Source organism: Streptomyces sp. NPDC101225, assembly GCF_044767585.1.
Taxonomy (GTDB): Bacteria; Actinomycetota; Actinomycetes; order Streptomycetales; family Streptomycetaceae; genus Streptomyces.
Genome location: NZ_JBIWOE010000017.1, coordinates 90,006 through 107,647 on the forward strand (window position 1 = coordinate 90,006; position 17,642 = coordinate 107,647).

Below are 17,642 nucleotides of genomic sequence, written 5' to 3' on the forward strand. Positions count from 1 at the left end.
CGTGTGGGCGCGCGATCACGATAAAACAGGACATAGCGCGCTATCTTGCTGCCGTGATCCAGGTCTTCGGGTTGACCAGCATTCCCCGCAAGGGGTCTCCGTGCGCCGTCGTCGACGTCTCCTTCGACGCACACTCGGGCCGCGTGACCGCGTTGCTCGGTGCGCCGGGGGCGGGTAAGACGACGGCCCTCAGACTCATGCTCGAACTCCAACAGGGCCGCGGCATCACCTACTTCAGAGGTCGCCCCCTGCACCGCGTCGCGCATCCGGCGCGCGAAGTGGGCGTGCTTCTGGGCGACGTGCCGGGACACCCGGCCCGCACCGTCCGCGGCCATCTCCGCCTGCTCTGCGCCGCCGCCGGAGTCGGCGTCCGCCGTGCCGACGAGGTCATCGAGGCGGTGGGCCTCGCCGCCCTGCGCGACGAGCGCCTCGGCACCCTGTCTCGCGGCATGGACCGCCGCCTCGGGCTGGCCTGCGCCCTGCTGCCCGATCCGCACACCCTCGTACTCGACGAACCGGCCGACGGGCTCTCCGCCCGTGAGACCCGCTGGCTCTACGGCATGCTGCACGCGCACGCGGACCAGGGCGGCACGATCCTGCTCACCACGTCCGACCCCAAGGAAGCGGCCCGTGGCGCCCACCGGGTCGTCACGCTGGAGCAGGGCAGACTCGTCGCCGACCAGGCCGCCGACGACTTCGCCCGCACCCGGCTGCGCCCCCGCGTCGCCGTCCGCAGCCCGCACGCCCCGCGCCTCGCCGCCCTGCTCAGCAAGGAGGCTCGCGGCGCGCAGCGCTCCGTCGAGGTCGTGCGCGAGGGCGGCAACCGTCTCTCGGTGTACGGCAGCAGCTGCGCGGACGTCGGCGAGACGGCCTTCCGGCACGGCGTCCTCGTGCACCAACTCGCCGACGAGGTGGGGGACATGGGACCCGGGGCGACGGACACCCTCGTCCGGCCACCGGTCGCTCTCGACGAGCCGCAGGCGCGGCCGGAGGCGCCGCGGGCGGACGCGGACCGGGGCGCCGACGCGGCGCCCCACGGCCCGGTCCCGGTCGGGGAGCCCCGTCGCGCAAGCGTGGAAACGCCCTCTGCGCATCCGGCCGTCCCGTCCCTTCAGGGACGCGCCGAAGGGCCTGCCGTGGCGCAGACCGACGACGGGTCCTCCCTGCCCCCGCCCATCTCCCCCCGCCCCGCCCGCTCCCCCCTCCGCCCCCTGCGCTACGAGATTCGTCGCGCCACCGGTATCGGTACCGGGTTCCTCACCGCGGCAGCCGTGCTTGTCGTGTCCGCCCTCACCGCCGTCCTCCTGGCCCGTACCGGGCACACCCCGCAGGCGCGGTTGCTGGCCGCGTGGCCGCGCCAACTGCCGCTGCCGCCCGCCGCGCTCGGCGCTGGGCTGCTCGGGGCGCTGGCCTTCGGGGACGAGTTCCGCCACCCCGCGCTGGCGGCGGACCGCGGGACCGTGCCCCGCCGGCTGGGGCTGCTCGCGGCGAAACTCTTCGTCGCCACCGCCACCGCGCTGATGCTGGCCTTCACCACGCTTGGCTGCGACGCCGAGGTGCTCTACATCGTCTACGGACGGGAGCTCACGCGAGTTCCCGCGGACTGGCTCTCGCTCAGCGCGAGTTGGCTCGGGCTGGTCGTCGGATGCGCGTGGGCCGGTGTATTGGCCGCGGGCGTCTTCCGTTCCACAACCGCGGGACTCGCGGCGGTGCTCGCCGTACCGGTCGCCGTCGTTCCGCTCGTACAAAAGGTCTTGGTGGGATCGTCCGTTCGTACGGCGGCCGGATTTCCGCTGAGGCTTCGCGAGGTGCTCATGGTGCAGTGGCCTTTCGGGGGTGAGCGCTATCTGTCCGCCGCGGCGCGGGTGATCGCCCAACCCGTGGGAGGTGCCATGACGTTGTCGCTCACCGCTCTGCTCTGCGCATATCTGCTCACCACCGTGCGCGCCCGGGTCCGATGACGGCCGTCCTTCCGCTTTCCCGCCCACCCTGTGCGCAACTCCCGGAGGTAAGCCCATTTCTTTCCGATAAAGGCGTCAATTGAGGCGAAGTGAGCGATCACCCTTTCGTGTGCTTTTCACCAAAGCCCTCAAGGGAGTTGGGGAGAGCGCCGACAAAAGGTCCGTGAGTACCCTTGCGCACACCATGATGACCGCCGCCCGCTCCGCCGACTCCGGTATCGCCGGCCCGGGTGAACTCGACCGCTATCCCTACGCGGAGACCCCCATGGTCGACCGCGTCTCAGCTCCTGCCTGGGAGGGCGCGGAACCCGAGCTGGGCCGCGTGGGCCGACGTGCCGCAGGCAGCCGTGGACGCGGGCTCCACGGCCAACTTGTGCAGCAGCTTGGCCAGATGATCGTCTCCGGTGACCTGGGCGCCGACCGCCCGCTGGTGCCCGAGGAGATCGGCCAGCGTTTCGAGGTCTCCCGCACCGTCGTGCGCGAGTCGCTGCGGGTTCTCGAGGCCAAGGGCCTGGTGAGTGCCCGCCCGAACGTGGGCACGCGCGTGCGGCCCGTCAGCGACTGGAACCTCCTGGACCCGGACATCATCGAGTGGCGCGCCTTCGGGCCCCAGCGCGACGACCAGCGCCGCGAGCTGAGCGAGCTGCGCTGGACGATCGAACCGCTCGCCGCCCGCCTCGCCGCGGGGCACGGGCGCGACGACGTCCAGCAGCGGCTCGCCGACATGGTGGAGATCATGGGGCACGCCATGGGCCAGGGCGACGCGATCACCTTCTCCCGGGCCGACAGCGAATTCCACTCCCTGCTGATCCAGGTCGCGGGCAACCGGATGCTGGATCACCTCTCCGGGATCGTGACCGCCGCCCTCCAGGTGTCCGGCGGTCCGGTCACCGGCTGTGACCGGCCGAACGAGACGTCGCTCGGGCACCACGGCCGGATCGTCGACGCCCTCGCCACCGGCGACGGCGCGGGGGCCGAGTCGGCCATGCGGCAACTGCTCACCGTCCACCCCGAGGTGGAGCGCGTCGTCCCCGCCCCGCGCGAACACTGATCGCACCCCGCGGGCGGCGCGGCCGGGAGATGTCTTCTTCCTCCTGTGGCATCGCACGGCCGCCGAACCGCCTCCGTCGGACCCCGCAGGATCCGGGAGACCCTGCGGGGTCCGACGGCGTGACGGGCAGCGAGACAGTACGGCCATGCAGTGATCCGGCCCCAGGATGACCTCTTATGCCCTTATCTGCTCGCTTTTGAGTGCTTACGGGCTGTGACTCGGGCCACGTAGATTGGGCGTAACACTCGTGGAAACAGCGCGATGACCTAAGAGGTGACAGCCGAGGAGGGAATACGGACGCCGTCTGCGGCGCTGTGCATCTCCCCGGCCCCCGCCCGCGCCGTCGGCCCAATCCCCCAAGCCGGCGGTCGGCTCCTGTCCGCCGTGGACGGGGCCGGAAGCCGTTTTCCAACGTTCCGAGAGGTTGTTCGTGTCGGCCAGCACATCCCGTACGCTCCCGCCGGAGATCGCCGAGTCCGTCTCTGTCATGGCTCTTATTGAGCGGGGAAAGGCTGAGGGGCAGATCGCCGGCGACGATGTGCGTCGGGCCTTCGAAGCTGACCAGATTCCGGCCACTCAGTGGAAGAACGTACTGCGCAGCCTCAACCAGATCCTCGAGGAAGAGGGTGTGACGCTGATGGTCAGTGCCGCGGAGCCCAAGCGCACCCGAAAGAGCGTCGCAGCGAAGAGTCCGGCCAAGCGGACCGCCACCAAGACGGTCCCGGCGAAGACGGCGCCGGCCAAGAAGGCCGCCACCGCCGCCGCCCCGGAGACGCCGACCGCCCCCGACGCGCCGGTCGAGGACGACACCAAGAAGGTCGCTGCGAAGAAGGCGGTCGCCGCCAAGAAGCCGGCGGCCGCGAAGAAGACGGTCGCCAAGAAGACGGCGGCCAAGAAGACCAGCGCGAAGAAGGACGACGCCGAGGGCGCCGAGGAAGAGACGATCGAGGAGACCCCCAAGGCCGGCGACGAGCCCGAGGGTGCCGAGAGCGCCGGCTTCGTGCTCTCCGACGAGGACGAGGACGACGCGCCGGCCCAGCAGGTCGCCGCCGCGGGCGCCACGGCCGACCCGGTCAAGGACTACCTCAAGCAGATCGGCAAGGTCCCCCTGCTCAACGCCGAGCAGGAGGTCGAACTCGCCAAGCGCATCGAGGCGGGCCTGTTCGCCGAGGACAAGCTCGCCAACGCCGACAAGCTGGCGCCGAAGCTCAAGCGCGAGCTGGAGATCATCGCCGAGGACGGCCGCCGCGCCAAGAACCACCTCCTGGAGGCCAACCTCCGTCTGGTGGTCTCCCTGGCCAAGCGCTACACCGGCCGCGGCATGCTCTTCCTGGACCTCATCCAGGAGGGCAACCTCGGTCTGATCCGCGCGGTCGAGAAGTTCGACTACACCAAGGGCTACAAGTTCTCCACGTACGCCACCTGGTGGATCCGTCAGGCGATCACCCGCGCCATGGCCGACCAGGCCCGCACCATCCGCATCCCGGTGCACATGGTCGAGGTCATCAACAAGCTCGCGCGCGTGCAGCGCCAGATGCTCCAGGACCTGGGCCGCGAGCCCACCCCGGAGGAGCTGGCCAAGGAACTCGACATGACCCCCGAGAAGGTCATCGAGGTCCAGAAGTACGGCCGCGAGCCCATCTCCCTGCACACCCCGCTGGGTGAGGACGGCGACAGCGAGTTCGGAGACCTCATCGAGGACTCCGAGGCCGTCGTCCCGGCCGACGCCGTCAGCTTCACGCTCCTGCAGGAGCAGCTGCACTCCGTTCTGGACACCCTGTCCGAGCGTGAGGCCGGCGTCGTCTCCATGCGGTTCGGTCTCACCGACGGTCAGCCGAAGACCCTCGACGAGATCGGCAAGGTCTACGGCGTGACGCGCGAGCGCATCCGTCAGATCGAGTCCAAGACCATGTCGAAGCTGCGCCACCCGTCGCGCTCGCAGGTGCTGCGCGACTACCTCGACTGAGACCTGGCCGAAGGCCCGGTCCCACGACACCGAAGGCTCGGTCCTCTCGTGGAGGGCCGGGCCTTTCGCGTTGTCGCGCGGGTGCGGGGCGCGGCGGGCTGGATGACTCTGGGTCTCCCAGGATCAACCCAGAGTGAGGATCCCGTATGCGTCGACTCTTTGTCCGGGTGCTCGCCAGGCCGCTGGCTCTTGCGGCCGTGGCGGCCGCAATACCTTTGCTGTCCGCCGCCCCTGTGGCCGCCGGCGGCGTCGTCATAGGGAGCTTCCCCATCGACGTGTCCGAGAGCCCGTGGACGGTGGCGCTGGCCAGCCGTGACCGGTTCGGGGGTACGCGTGCCGGGCAGTTCTGCGGCGGCGTGGCCATCGGCCGTACGACCGTCCTCACGGCCGCCCACTGCATGGGTGAGGACGTCCTGGGAGCGTCGCCGAGGAACGTCGGCGACCTCAAGGTCATCGCGAACCGTACGGACCTGCTCTCCCAGGACGGCCAGGAGATCCCGGTGCGCACGGTCCGGGTGAATCCGGACTACGACAGCGGCACCAACGCCGAGGACTTCGCCCTGCTCACCCTCGCCGAACCGTTGCCGCAGAGCTCGGTGATCGAGATGGCGGCCCCCGGCGATCCCGCCTACAGGCCGGGCACGGGCGCCATGGTCTCCGGATGGGGGGATCTCACCGGCGGCGGCGACTACGCGCGCAGTCTGCGGGCGACACGCGTGCACGTGCTGTCCGACACCCGCTGCCGGCAGGCCTATCCGGGCACTGCCGAAGGCGCCTACCTGGCGAAGAGCATGCTGTGTGCCGGGGAGACGGGAGGCGGCCATGACGCCTGCCAGGGGGACAGCGGCGGTCCCCTGGTCGCCCAGGGGAAGCTGATCGGGCTCGTGTCCTGGGGGAGCGGCTGCGGCCGTGCGAGGAATCCAGGCGTCTACACGCGCGTCTCCGAGGTCGTACGGGCGCGGGGGCTGGTATCCGGGGCTGTCGGGGCGAGCGGGCCCCGAGGGGGCCGCTGAGGGAGCCGCAGCGGCGTTCGGGCGGCAAGAACGCGGGCGGCGCGGTCCCTGGAAGCAGGGGCCGCGCCGCCCGTGTGCCGGCCTGTGCCGGAGCTGGCTCGTCGTGGATGCGAGGTGTCAGCGCTCTTCGTCGGAAGCGGATGCCGGAACGGTCGTGAGCCGCTCCGTCTCGTCCTGTATCTCAGCGGCGATCTTCTTGAGTTCCGGCTCGAACTTGCGACCGTGGTGGGCGCAGAAGAGCAGCTCTCCACCGCTGAGCAGGACAACGCGCACGTAGGCCTGCGCGCCGCAGCGGTCGCACCGGTCAGCGGCCGTCAGCGGGCTCGCGGGGGTCAGAACAGTAGTCACGTCGCCTCTTCTCTAGCTCGACGAGCTGTCGTACCAGGGTCAACATCCAACCAGCCCCAAAACGTTCCCGCCCCGGGCTTCTCCTCGAAAAAAAATCTTCGAGGACGGCTGTCTGCTGGCGGTTGGCGGCGAATGTGCCGTATTGCGTGTCAGTCGTGTCTTACGGTTTCGCGCGGTCTGCCATGGTCTCGTCCTCCCGGCTGGCTTGCCGGTTGTTCATGAGGACGTGCCCGGAGCCTAAATGGTTCATGCCTGGAAGGGAACGTGATATGTACTTCACCCCATCGAGGGATCGAACACGTATGCGACACTGGTCTACTCTTAACGTCAGCCCGAGGGTGGCGTTACAACGGCTCTACCAGGCCTCGGTACCCTCTTGACGGCTACCGAGGCCGCGCCCTTACCCACGAGGGCCCCACCTGAAATTCAGCGAGGAGCGAACCGCGTGACCGCCGAGACGTCCGTGCCGTCCACAGCGCTGCTGGCAGGAGCAGACCGGGACGGTTCCAACTACACCGCGCGGCACCTGCTCGTCCTCGAGGGGCTCGAGGCCGTGCGGAAGCGCCCAGGTATGTACATCGGGTCCACCGACAGCCGTGGCCTGATGCACTGCCTCTGGGAGATCATCGACAACTCCGTGGACGAGGCCCTGGGGGGCCACTGCGACCACATCGACGTGATCCTCCACGACGACGGCTCGGTGGAGGTGCGCGACAACGGCCGGGGCATCCCGGTCGACGTCGAGCCCAAGACCGGCCTGTCCGGCGTCGAGGTCGTCATGACCAAGCTGCACGCCGGCGGCAAGTTCGGCGGCGGCTCGTACGCCGCCTCCGGCGGTCTGCACGGCGTCGGCGCCTCCGTGGTGAACGCCCTGTCGGCCCGCCTGGACATGGAGGTCGACCGGGACGGGCACACCCACGCGGTCAGCTTCCGGCGTGGTGTCCCCGGTGCCTTCGCCGCTCACGGCGCCAACGCCAAGTTCGAGGCGAAGAGCGGCCTGCGCAAGGTCAAGAAGATCCCCAAGACGCGCTCCGGCACGCGCACGCGTTACTGGGCCGACCGCCAGATCTTCCTCAAGGACGCCAAGCTCTCCCTGCAGACGCTGCACCAGCGCGCCCGCCAGACGGCGTTCCTCGTGCCCGGTCTGACGATCGTGGTCCGCGACGAGCTCGGCCTCGGCGAGGGCGGCAGCAAGGGCGAGGAGTCCTTCCGCTTCGACGGCGGCATCAGCGAGTTCTGCGAGTACCTGGCGAGCGACAAGCCGGTCTGCGACGTCCTGCGGCTGTCCGGACAGGGCACCTTCAGGGAGACGGTCCCCGTCCTGGACGAGCACGGGCAGATGACGCCCACCCAGGTCACCCGCGAACTCGACGTCGACGTCGCGCTGCGCTGGGGCACGGGGTACGACACGACCCTCAGGTCGTTCGTGAACATCATCGCCACCCCGAAGGGCGGCACGCACGTCGCGGGCTTCGAGACGGCCGTGACCAGCACGGTCAACGAGGTCCTGCGGGCCAAGAAGATGCTGCGCGTGGCCGAGGACGACATCGTCAAGGACGACGCCCTGGAGGGCCTGACCGCGGTCGTCACCGTGCGCCTGGCCGAGCCGCAGTTCGAGGGCCAGACCAAGGAGGTCCTCGGCACCTCGGCGGCGCGGCGCATCGTGAACACCGTGATCTCCAAGGAGCTCAAGGCGTTCCTGACCTCCACCAAGCGGGACGCCGCCGCACAGGCGCGTGTCGTCCTGGAGAAGGCGGTCGCCGCCGCGCGCACGCGCATCGCCGCCCGCCAGCACAAGGACGCCCAGCGCCGCAAGACGGCCCTGGAGTCCTCGTCGCTGCCGGCGAAGCTCGCGGACTGCCGCAGCGACGACGTGGACCGCAGCGAGCTGTTCATCGTCGAGGGAGACTCCGCGCTCGGCACGGCCAAGCTCGCCCGGAACTCCGAGTTCCAGGCGCTGCTGCCGATCCGCGGCAAGATCCTCAACGTCCAGAAGTCGTCCGTGACGGACATGCTCAAGAACGCGGAGTGCGGCGCGATCATCCAGGTCATAGGAGCCGGCTCGGGCCGGACCTTCGACATCGACGCCGCCCGCTACGGCAAGATCATCATGATGACCGACGCGGACGTCGACGGCTCGCACATCCGCACCCTGCTGCTGACGCTGTTCCACCGCTACATGCGGCCCATGGTCGAGGCGGGCCGGGTCTTCGCCGCGGTGCCGCCGCTGCACCGCGTCGAGATCGTCCAGCCGAAGAAGGGCCAGGACAAGTACGTCTACACGTACTCGGACCGGGAACTGCGCGACAAGCTGCTGGAGTTCCAGAACAAGGGCGTCCGCTACAAGGACTCCATCCAGCGCTACAAGGGCCTCGGCGAGATGGACGCCGACCAGCTGGCCGAGACGACGATGGACCCCCGCCACCGGACCCTGCGCCGGATCAACCTCTCCGATCTGGACTCGGCCGAGTCCGTCTTCGATCTGCTGATGGGCAATGACGTGGCGCCGCGCAAGGAGTTCATCTCCAGCTCGGCGGCGACGCTGGACCGGTCGCGCATCGACGCGTAGCCGCCGCGCTCGGCACGAGCGGGTTCCGCCGGTCCGGCTCGGCCCCGTCCAGGTCCGTCCGGTCCGGGGCGGTCCGGTCCGGGTTTGTCCGGTCGGGATCGGTCCTGGTCCGTCCGGTCGGGGTCGGCTTCGCACGGGTCGGCGCGGACGGATCGGGCCCTGCCGGTACCAGCGGTGCCGTACGTCGGCTCCACCCGTGGGTGGAGCCGACGCCACCTGCCGGTTCCACCCGCGATCCACCCTGGCTCCGATGTGCTGACCTGCGGATCTCCGTAGCGTCGAAGGCGTCGGCAGCACTCGCTGCCGCGCATCCTTCATCGCTCACGGAGGCATCGATGTCCGGGCTCGTCAACGCGCTGATGATCGTGGGCGTGGTCGTCCTGGTGATCGTCCGGCAGTTCCGCGCGCAGCAGATAGGCGCCGGGAGGCGCTGGTGGCTCGTGCCCCTGATCCTCGGCGTCGTCGCGCTGCGCGAGCCCGGCATCCTGGACGCCCATCACCGCACCGCCTCGGCCGTCCTGCTCGGCGCCGAGCTGCTCATCGGCCTCGCCACCGGAGCCGGCTGGGCCTGGACCACCCGGATATGGACGCGGCCCGACGGCTCGGTATGGAGCAGGAGCACCAAGGCGAGCGTGACCGTCTGGATCATCGGCATCGCCCTGCGCGTCGGTCTCTACGCACTCGGTGCCGCCGTGGGCGTGCACCAGGACAGCGCCGCTCTGCTCGTCGCCCTCGCGGCCACCCTCCTGGTCCGCTCGGGAATCCTCATGTGGCGGGCCCAGGCCGTCGCCCCGGCCGCGGGTTCCACCGCGGCGTACGGTGACCCCACGGTCCGCTCCGCACGGAAGGAGCGTGTGTGACGGAGAACGTTTGGACACGCTGGCCCTCACGGGAGGCACTGGGGCGAGCGGGCACCTCACGGCCCCGGCGCCTGATCGCCTGGGCCGTGCGGCTGGCCGCCCTCGGCTTCTTGCTGTGGGCCGCGTTCCACAGCGGCAGGGTGCACGGCTGGGTACTGGTCGCCGGCGGGGTGGGCGTGGTCGTCGCGGCGCTCCTCGCCTGGGCCTTCTACCGCACCACCCTGCAGCACAGGCTGTGGCCGTCCCTGGCCTGCATGCTCCTGCTGCTGGGGCTGGCCGTGGCGGCCCAGGCCGGGGGGTTCCAGGGGCCCGCCCTCGTCCTGTGGTGCGGCTGTGCCGTCACCGCGCTCGAGCGGCTGCCGCTGGCGGCCGCCCTGCCGACGGCCTCCGTCGCGCTGTCCTCGTACGCCGCGGTGAGCAACGACGTATGGCTGACCACGGCGGCCACCGCAGGAGGCCTCGCCCTCGCCGGGTACGTGCTGCGGCTCGACGCCGAGGCGCGCGGCAGCGCCCAGAGGCTGCTCGCCCAGGAGCGGGCCGCGCGGGCGGCCGAGAAGGAGTCGGCGGCGCTGGCCGAGCGGGCCCGGATCGCACGGGAGATCCACGACGTGCTGGCGCACAGCCTCTCCGCCCAGCTGGTGCACCTGGAGGCGGCCCGCCTCCTGATCGAGCGGGGTGTCGGCCGGGAGCAGATCCTGGAGCGGGTGGTGGCGGCACGGGGCATGGCGCGCGACGGACTGGACGAGACACGGCAGGCGCTGTCCGCGCTGCGCGGCGAGCTGACCCCGCTGGAGGAGTTCCTCTCGCAGCTCGCCGGTACGACGTCGGGTGCCGAGGTCACCATTACGGGTGAGCGCAGACAGCTGCCCGCCGAGGCGTCGCAGGCCGTGCGCAGGGTCGCGCAGGAAGCCCTGACGAACGTCCGCAAGCATGCGCCGGGGGCCAAGGTGCAGGTGCGGCTCGACTACAGCGACGGGCACATCACGCTGGACGTACGGGACTCCGGCGGCTCGCCGGGCGAACTCACCGGTGCGGGTGCCGGATACGGTCTGCTCGGCATGCGGGAGCGCGCCGAGCTGCTGGGCGGCTCGCTGGAGGCCGGGCCGGACGAGGAGGGGTTCGTGGTGACGTTGAAGGTGCCCGCATGACGGAAGAGGCCGGGAAGCGGCCTGCGCGGGTGGTGGTCGCGGACGACCAGACGGTCGTGCGTGAGGGGATCGTGATGCTGCTAGGCCTGCTGCCCGGGATCGAGGTGGTCGGCGCGGCGGGGGACGGGGACGAGGCGGTGCGGCTCGTCGCCGAACTCGCGCCGGACGTGGTGCTGATGGACCTGCGGATGCCCCGCTGCGACGGCGTGCAGGCGACCCGGCGGATCCGCGCCGAGCACCCCGGCACGCAGGTCGTGGTGCTCACGACGTACGCGGACGACGACTCCTTGTTCCCGGCGTTGCGGGCGGGTGCCCGGGGCTATCTCACCAAGGACGCGGGCGGCGACGAGATCGTACGGGCCGTGCACAGCGTGCTGTCCGGGGACGCGGGGCTGTCGCCGAGCATCCAACGGCGCCTGCTGGAGCGGTTGTCGGCCCCGGAGGCGGAGGTCCGGCCGGTGACCGCGACCGAGCCGCCGGACGGGCTCACCGCGCGCGAGACCGAGGTGCTGCTGCTGATCGCCGAGGGCCTCAGCAACCAGGAGATCGCCCGCAAGCTGCACGTCTCGACCGCGACGGTCAAGACCCACATCAACAACCTCTTCGCGAAGACGGGGCTCAAGGACCGTGCGCAGGCCGTGCGTTACGCGTATGCGAAAGGGCTGGCGAGACCGCCGGCGAGGTGAGTCACCTGATGGGGTGAAGAGCATGGGGAGAAGAGTCGGGGATCTTCCCGTTCTGTCCATCCTTGGGCATGCAGTCAAGCAACAGCCGTCCCCGCGCAGGCGGGGGTGGCACCCATGGTTCGGCCGAGCACCACGAGAGGTCCGGCCCTTCGCCCGCCGAGGCGTCCGGGGGCGTGAGGTACGACGACCCCTGGTACGACGCACTCGCCTCCGGATGGGGTGAGTCGGACGCCTCCGGCGGGCCGGCCCCGGGGCCGAAGGACGTTCCCGCGTCCCGCCCGAGCGAGGGCGAGACCGCGGCCGGCATCTACCTCGAGGTGCAGCGCAGCGCGGCGTTCCAGGAGGTGCGCGGCGCCTACCGCAGGTTCGTGGTGCCGGGCGTCGCCGTGTTCTTCGTCTGGTACGTGGGGTACGTCGTGACGGCCACGAGCGCCCCCGGGCTGATGGCGCGCCCCGTGGCCGGCTCCGTGAACGTGGCGATGCTCGCGGGGCTCGGGCAGTTCCTCACTACGTTCCTGTTCGCCTGGGCATACGCCCGGCACGCGCGCCTGCGCAGGGACCGGGCCGCACTCGAACTGCGGTGGGACACACAGGAGCTGACGCGCGGCACGCAGGGCGGGATGTCGTGACGGGCCATCATCAGACACTGGCATTGTTCCTGTTCAGCGCCTTCATCGCCGTCACGTTGGCGATCACCACCTGGGTCGGTCGCAACCGGCAGGGTTCCGCGGAGGAGTTCTACGCGGGCGGGCGTCTCTTCTCGCCCATGGAGAATGGTTTTGCCATTGCGGGTGACTACATGTCGGCGGCCTCCTTCCTCGGCCTGACGGGACTCATCGCGCTGTTCGGTTACGACGGTCTGCTGTACGCGGTCGGATTCCAGGTCGCCTGGCTCGTCGTGCTCTTCCTCGTCGCCGAACTGGTGCGCAACTGCGGCCGGTTCACCCTGGCGGACGTGGTCGCGGCCCGGATGAGCGAGCGGCCCGTGCGGATCGCGACGGGAACGTCCTCGGTCACCGTCTCCGTTCTCTACCTGGTGGCGCAGATGGTCGGGGCGGGGAGCCTGGTCGCGCTCCTGCTCGGAGGGACGAGTCCGGTGGCGCGGGCCTGGACCGTGATCGGAGTCGGCGCGCTCATGGTGATCTATGTGTCGCTGGGCGGGATGCGGGCCACCACCTGGATCCAGATCGTCAAGGCGGTCCTGCTGCTGGCCGGTACGGTCGCGCTGACCGTGCTCGTCCTGCTGCGGTTCCACGGCGACCTCGACCGGCTGCTGCTGACGGCAGCCGAACGCAGCGGCCATGGCGACGCGTTCCTCGCGCCGGGGCTGAGGTACGGCGGTGACTGGACCTCCCGCTTCGACTTCATCAGCCTCGGCCTCGCCCTGGTGCTGGGCACGGCCGGGCTGCCGCACATCCTGTCCCGCTTCTACACCGTGCCCACCGCCCGGGCGGCACGGCGTTCGGTGCTCTGGGCGATCGGGCTCATCGGCGGTTTCTACCTGATGACGTTCGTCCTCGGCTTCGGAGCGGCGGCGGTCGTCGGCCCCGAGGCGATCCGCGGGGCGAACGCGGCGGGGAACACGGCCATCCCGCTCCTCGCGCTCGATCTGGGCGGCGGAGCCGACTCCACCGGTGGAACGGTTCTGTTCGCCGTCGTCGCCGCCGTCGCCTTCGCCACGATCCTCGCGGTGGTCGCCGGCATCACGCTCGCCTCCTCGGCATCCGTGGCCCACGACCTGTACGCGTCCCTGCGGCGCCGCCGAGCGAAGCAGCGCAGCGAGGTGGCCGTCGCCCGCGTCGCCTCGGTGGGCATCGGCGTGGTCTCCATCGCCCTCAGCCTGCTGGCCCGTGACCTCAACGTCGCCTTCCTGGTCGGCCTCGCCTTCGCGGTCGCCGCGTCGGCGAACCTCCCCGCACTGCTCTACTCGCTGTTCTGGCGCGGGTTCACCACGCGCGGCGCGGTGTGGGCCGTCTACGGCGGGCTGATCCCCGCACTGGTCCTCGTCGTGCTGTCGCCGGTGGTCTCCGGCAGTCCCGCATCGCTGTTCCCCGGCGTCGACTTCCAGTACTTCCCGCTCCAGAACCCCGGCCTCGTGTCGATCCCGGCGGGTTTCCTCGCGGGCTGGCTCGGAACGGTCACCTCCTCCGAGACCCCGGACGAGGCCAAGCACGCGGAGACCGAGGTGCGGTCGCTGACCGGGGCGGGGGCCGCGTAGGAAGGACTGTTCGGCGCCGCCGTGCGGTACGGGTCGCCGTCGTACGGCGCGGCTCGTCGCCGTACGACATGGCTCGTCGCCGTACGCGGCGCATGCCTCGGCCTCGTACGGCGCGCCGTGCGGCGTCCGGGCTACGGCGCCACCCAGGCGTAGAGGTGCTCCGGTCTGCCGGTGTCGCCGTACTTGAGGGAGAGGCGCAGGCGGCCGGCCTGTTCGAGGTGGCGGAGATAACGCTGGGCCGTGGAGCGGCTCAGCCCTGTCTCCGCGGCCACCTCGTGCGCCGAGAGCGGGTGGTCGGCGTGGTGCAGGACGTGGCAGATCAGGTCGCTTGTCGGTTCGGTGTGGCCGCTGGGCAGGCTCGGTGACGACGTGGCCGGAGCGGTGCGCAGCGCGCCGAAGATCCGGTCCACCTGGTCCTGGCCGGCGATACCGCGCCCGCCGACCCGGTCGACCGTGCGGCGCAGGGCGGCGTAGGAGTCGAGACGGGTGCGCAGGGCGGCGAAGGTGAACGGCTTGACCAGATAGTGCAGGGCGCCGAGGCGCATCGCGGCCTGCACGGTGCCCACGTCGCTGGCCGCCGTGATCATGATGACGTCCGTGCCGTGCCCCTGCTCCCGCATGCGGTGGACGAGTTCGAGCCCCGTCCGGTCGGGCAGGTAGTGGTCGAGCAGAACCAGGTCGATGCCTCCGCGCTGCACGCTCGCAAGCGCCTGACCAGCATTGTGTGCGCGGTCGGCCACCCGGAAGCCGGGAACCTTTCCCACGTACTTGGCGTTTATCTCAGCGACGCGGAAGTCGTCGTCCACGACCAGGACGTCAATCATCGGGCCTCTTTCCGTCAAGGCCTGGCGAACGTTTCGCCCGTGTTTCGGCTCCGCAGTTCTAGCGCGAGCAAAATGAGCACAACAGTCTGTTGCAAGCAAAAGAACTGCATGCGCCCACAAGACTGCTGCTGTGGTGCGGGCCACATCTACCGTCCACGGCCATGAGCGCAGACACCAGCCCCGCCATCCAGCTACGGGGCGCGAGCAAGATCTTCAAGACCCCGTCGGGGGGTCTGCACACGGCCGTCAGGGAGCTGGACCTCACGGTCGGGCGCGGCGAGTTCGTGGCGGTCGTCGGCCCCACGGGATGCGGCAAGTCGACCACGCTGACCCTCGTCAGCGGGTTGGAGGAGCCGACCGAGGGCGACGTGCTGGTCGCCGGGCAGCCGGTCGAGGGCGTGGGCGACAAGGTCGGTTTCGTCTTCCAGCAGGACGCCACCTTCCCGTGGCGCACGGTGCTGTCCAACGTCATGGCGGGCCCGCGTTTTCGCGGTGTGCCCAAGGCGGAGGCGAAGCAGAAGGCGCGCGAGTGGCTGGCCCGGGTCGGGCTCGCGGCCTTCGAGGACCGCTACCCGCACCAGCTCTCCGGCGGCCAGCGCAAGCGTGTGGCGCTCGCCGCGACCTTCGTCAACGACCCCGAGATCCTGCTGATGGACGAGCCGTTCTCGGCGCTCGACGTGCAGACCCGGGCCCTGATGTCGGACGAGCTGCTGGAACTGTGGTCGGGCACGGGCGCCTCCGTCGTCTTCGTCACGCACGACCTGGAGGAGTCGATCGCGCTGGCCGACAAGGTCGTCGTGATGACGGCCGGTCCCGCCACCGTCAAGCAGGTCTTCGACATCGACCTCCCGCGGCCGCGCAAGGTCGAGTCCGTGCGCCTCGAACCGCGTTTCATCGAGATCTACCGCGAGATCTGGGAGTCCCTGGGCGAAGAGGTCCGGATCACCCGTGAGAGGGGTGCCGCCCATGTCGCCTGAGGTTCTCAGCACGCCGGTCGTCGACACGGCCAAGGCACCCGACCGCTCACAGACACGCGCGCGTGCCGCCCGTAAACGCAAGATCGTCGTCACGGCCGCCCGCGTCCTGCTCCTGATCGCCGTCCTCGGGCTGTGGGAACTCCTCTCCCGGGCCAAGGTCATCGACCCGTTCAACTTCTCGATGCCGTCGAAGATCTGGGACCAGATCTGGACCTGGCTGACGCACGGGACGGCCATCGGCTCCCTCGGCGAGCAGATCTGGTACACGCTCTACGAGGCGCTGCTCGGCTGGGTGCTCGGTGTGATCGCCGGTGTCGTGTTCGGCATCGTTCTCGGGCGGATCACCTTCCTCGCCGATGTCCTTGGTCCATACATCAAGGTGCTCAACTCGATACCCAGGATCGTCCTCGCGCCGATCTTCGTGATCTGGTTCGGGCTCGGCCCGGCCTCCAAGGTCGCGTCGGCCGTCGTCCTGGTCTTCTTCCCGGTCTTCTTCAACGCCTTCCAGGGCGCCCGCGAGGTCGACCGCAACCTTGTCGCCAACGCCCGGATCCTCGGCGCGAGCAACCGGCGGGTGACGCTCCAGGTGGTCATCCCCTCCGCCACCTCGTGGATCTTCACCAGCCTCCACGTCAGCTTCGGCTTCGCCCTGATCGGCGCCATCGTCGGCGAGTACATCGGCGCGACCAAGGGTGTCGGCCTGCTCATCGCGCAGTCGCAGGGCACCTTCAACACGGCCGGCGTGTACGCGGCGATGGTCATCCTCGCCGTCGTGGCACTCGCCGCCGAGGGGCTGCTGACCTTCGCCGAGCGCCGCATCTTCCGCTGGAAGCCGGCCAGTTCCGACAGCTGAACCGGCCCCCCAGGCCCCCGATTCCCCCCCACTTCTCTCTCCGCACCGCCCTCTCACAAGGACGTGAACCGCCATGCGCAAGTCCGTCAGATACGCCACCCTGGCCGCCGCCGGCCTGCTCGCCGTCTCCTCCCTCACCGCCTGTGCCAACGACGCGGCCAGCACCGCCTCCGCCGGCTCCGGCAGCAAGGGGGACGGCAAGGGCACGAAGGTCAAGATCATGGTCGGCGGCCTGGACAAGGTCATCTACCTGCCGGCGATGCTCACCCAGCGACTCGGCTACTTCGACGCCGAGGGCCTCGACGTGGAACTGCTGAGCGAGCCGGCCGGTGTCCAGGCCGAGACCGCGCTCGTCTCCGGACAGGTCCAGGGGGCCGTCGGCTTCTACGACCACACCCTGGACCTGCAGACCAAGGGCAAGTCCGTCGAGTCCGTGGTGCAGTTCTCGCACGCGCCCGGCGAGGTGGAGATCGTCTCCGACAAGGCGAAGGGTGACATCACGTCACCCAAGGACTTCAAGGGCAAGAAGCTCGGCATCACCGGTCTCGGGTCGTCGACCGACTTCCTCACCAAGTACCTCGCCGTCAAGAACGGCGTGAACGTCAACGAGTTCACACCGGTCGCCGTCGGAGCGGGCCCGACCTTCATCTCGGCGCTCCAGAAGGGCTCCATCGACGGCGGCATGACGACCGACCCGACCGTCGCCACGATCCTGGACAAGAAGGCGGGCAAGGTCCTGCTCGACATGCGGACCCCGGAGGGCTCCCAGGAGGCGCTCGGCGGTCCCTACCCGTCGTCAAGCCTGTACATGCAGACGGACTGGGTCAACAGCCACAAGGACACCGTCCAGAAGTTGGCCAATGCATTCGTCAAGACGCTCAAGTGGATGTCCACCCACAGCTCGTCGCAGATCGCGGCCAAGATGCCCGCCGACTACTCCCAGGGCAACAAGCTCCTCTACGCCGCCGCCATCGAGAGCACCCTGCCGATGTTCACCAAGGACGGCGTCATGCCCGAGGACGGCCCCGAGACGGTCGAGAAGGTGCTCAAGGCGTTCAACCCCAACATCAAGAACGCCAAGGTGGACCTGAGCAAGACGTTCACCACCGAGTTCGTGGAGAAGACCAAGGGCTGAATCCGTATCCACCAAGGGGTACGGCCCCTTCCC

At 70.0% G+C, this 17,642-nt stretch carries 15 protein-coding genes; 13 read left to right on the plus strand and 2 right to left on the minus strand.

Annotated elements, in window-relative coordinates; translation table 11 throughout:
• The first annotated feature begins 53 nt into the window (after nt 1-53).
• The 4 genes from ACIRPX_RS23655 to ACIRPX_RS23670 all read left to right on the plus strand — a co-directional run bounded on the left by ACIRPX_RS23655 (nt 54) and on the right by ACIRPX_RS23670 (nt 5,991).
• Nucleotides 54-1,961 carry an ATP-binding cassette domain-containing protein gene (locus ACIRPX_RS23655; RefSeq protein WP_404197902.1) on the plus strand — a complete coding sequence of 636 codons (1,908 nt, stop codon included), beginning with the start codon at nt 54-56 and terminating at the stop codon, nt 1,959-1,961.
• Between the two features lie 163 nt (nt 1,962-2,124).
• The gene (locus ACIRPX_RS23660; RefSeq protein WP_404197905.1) at nt 2,125-3,012 is read left to right on the plus strand and encodes a FadR/GntR family transcriptional regulator; all 888 of its coding nucleotides are present in this window, start codon (nt 2,125-2,127) and stop codon (nt 3,010-3,012) included.
• A 430-nt stretch (nt 3,013-3,442) separates the two neighbouring features.
• Nucleotides 3,443-4,978 carry an RNA polymerase sigma factor gene (locus tag ACIRPX_RS23665; protein ID WP_404197907.1) on the plus strand — a complete coding sequence of 512 codons (1,536 nt, stop codon included), beginning with the start codon at nt 3,443-3,445 and terminating at the stop codon, nt 4,976-4,978.
• 146 nt (nt 4,979-5,124) lie between these two features.
• Nucleotides 5,125-5,991 (plus strand): serine protease, encoded by an 867-nt coding sequence (locus tag ACIRPX_RS23670; protein ID WP_404197910.1) that lies wholly within the window; start codon nt 5,125-5,127, stop codon nt 5,989-5,991.
• 117 nt (nt 5,992-6,108) lie between these two features.
• Here the strand turns inward: ACIRPX_RS23670 and ACIRPX_RS23675 are convergent, their stop codons facing one another.
• Nucleotides 6,109-6,339 (minus strand): hypothetical protein, encoded by a 231-nt coding sequence (locus tag ACIRPX_RS23675; protein WP_067247462.1) that lies wholly within the window; start codon nt 6,337-6,339, stop codon nt 6,109-6,111.
• 445 nt (nt 6,340-6,784) lie between these two features.
• On the opposite strand from ACIRPX_RS23675, the gene ACIRPX_RS23680 reads away from it, so the two are divergent.
• The 6 genes from ACIRPX_RS23680 (at nt 6,785) to ACIRPX_RS23705 (ending at nt 13,820) form a co-directional block, all read left to right on the plus strand.
• On the plus strand, nt 6,785-8,908 hold the full coding sequence (locus ACIRPX_RS23680; RefSeq protein WP_404197913.1) for a type IIA DNA topoisomerase subunit B: 2,124 nt from the start codon (nt 6,785-6,787) through the stop codon (nt 8,906-8,908).
• A gap of 335 nt (nt 8,909-9,243) precedes the next feature.
• Nucleotides 9,244-9,768, plus strand: a complete 525-nt coding sequence (locus tag ACIRPX_RS23685) for a DUF1453 domain-containing protein (RefSeq protein ID WP_404197916.1) — start codon at nt 9,244-9,246, stop codon at nt 9,766-9,768.
• Nucleotides 9,765-10,916 (plus strand): sensor histidine kinase, encoded by a 1,152-nt coding sequence (locus tag ACIRPX_RS23690; protein WP_404197918.1) that lies wholly within the window; start codon nt 9,765-9,767, stop codon nt 10,914-10,916. The genes ACIRPX_RS23685 and ACIRPX_RS23690 overlap by 4 nt, the downstream gene beginning before the upstream one ends.
• Nucleotides 10,913-11,602 (plus strand): response regulator, encoded by a 690-nt coding sequence (locus ACIRPX_RS23695; RefSeq protein WP_404197921.1) that lies wholly within the window; start codon nt 10,913-10,915, stop codon nt 11,600-11,602. Before ACIRPX_RS23690 ends, ACIRPX_RS23695 begins: the two co-directional genes overlap by 4 nt.
• A 68-nt stretch (nt 11,603-11,670) precedes the next feature.
• Entirely contained in the window at nt 11,671-12,231 is a 561-nt protein-coding gene (locus ACIRPX_RS23700) for a DUF485 domain-containing protein (RefSeq protein WP_404197923.1), read from the plus strand.
• On the plus strand, nt 12,228-13,820 hold the full coding sequence (locus ACIRPX_RS23705; RefSeq protein WP_404197926.1) for a cation acetate symporter: 1,593 nt from the start codon (nt 12,228-12,230) through the stop codon (nt 13,818-13,820). Before ACIRPX_RS23700 ends, ACIRPX_RS23705 begins: the two co-directional genes overlap by 4 nt.
• A gap of 131 nt (nt 13,821-13,951) precedes the next feature.
• On the opposite strand, the gene ACIRPX_RS23710 is transcribed toward ACIRPX_RS23705, so the two are convergent.
• Nucleotides 13,952-14,644 (minus strand): response regulator, encoded by a 693-nt coding sequence (locus ACIRPX_RS23710; protein ID WP_404197928.1) that lies wholly within the window; start codon nt 14,642-14,644, stop codon nt 13,952-13,954.
• Between the two features lie 161 nt (nt 14,645-14,805).
• Here ACIRPX_RS23710 and ACIRPX_RS23715 point away from each other — a divergent pair, with 161 nt between their 5' ends.
• From ACIRPX_RS23715 to ACIRPX_RS23725, 3 genes are all read left to right on the plus strand, one after another.
• Entirely contained in the window at nt 14,806-15,621 is an 816-nt protein-coding gene (locus tag ACIRPX_RS23715; protein ID WP_404197930.1) for an ABC transporter ATP-binding protein, read from the plus strand.
• The gene (locus ACIRPX_RS23720) at nt 15,611-16,474 is read left to right on the plus strand and encodes an ABC transporter permease (protein ID WP_404197933.1); all 864 of its coding nucleotides are present in this window, start codon (nt 15,611-15,613) and stop codon (nt 16,472-16,474) included. The genes ACIRPX_RS23715 and ACIRPX_RS23720 overlap by 11 nt, the downstream gene beginning before the upstream one ends.
• Before the next feature lie 73 nt (nt 16,475-16,547).
• Entirely contained in the window at nt 16,548-17,609 is a 1,062-nt protein-coding gene (locus ACIRPX_RS23725; protein WP_404197936.1) for an ABC transporter substrate-binding protein, read from the plus strand.
• Nucleotides 17,610-17,642 lie beyond the last annotated feature (33 nt).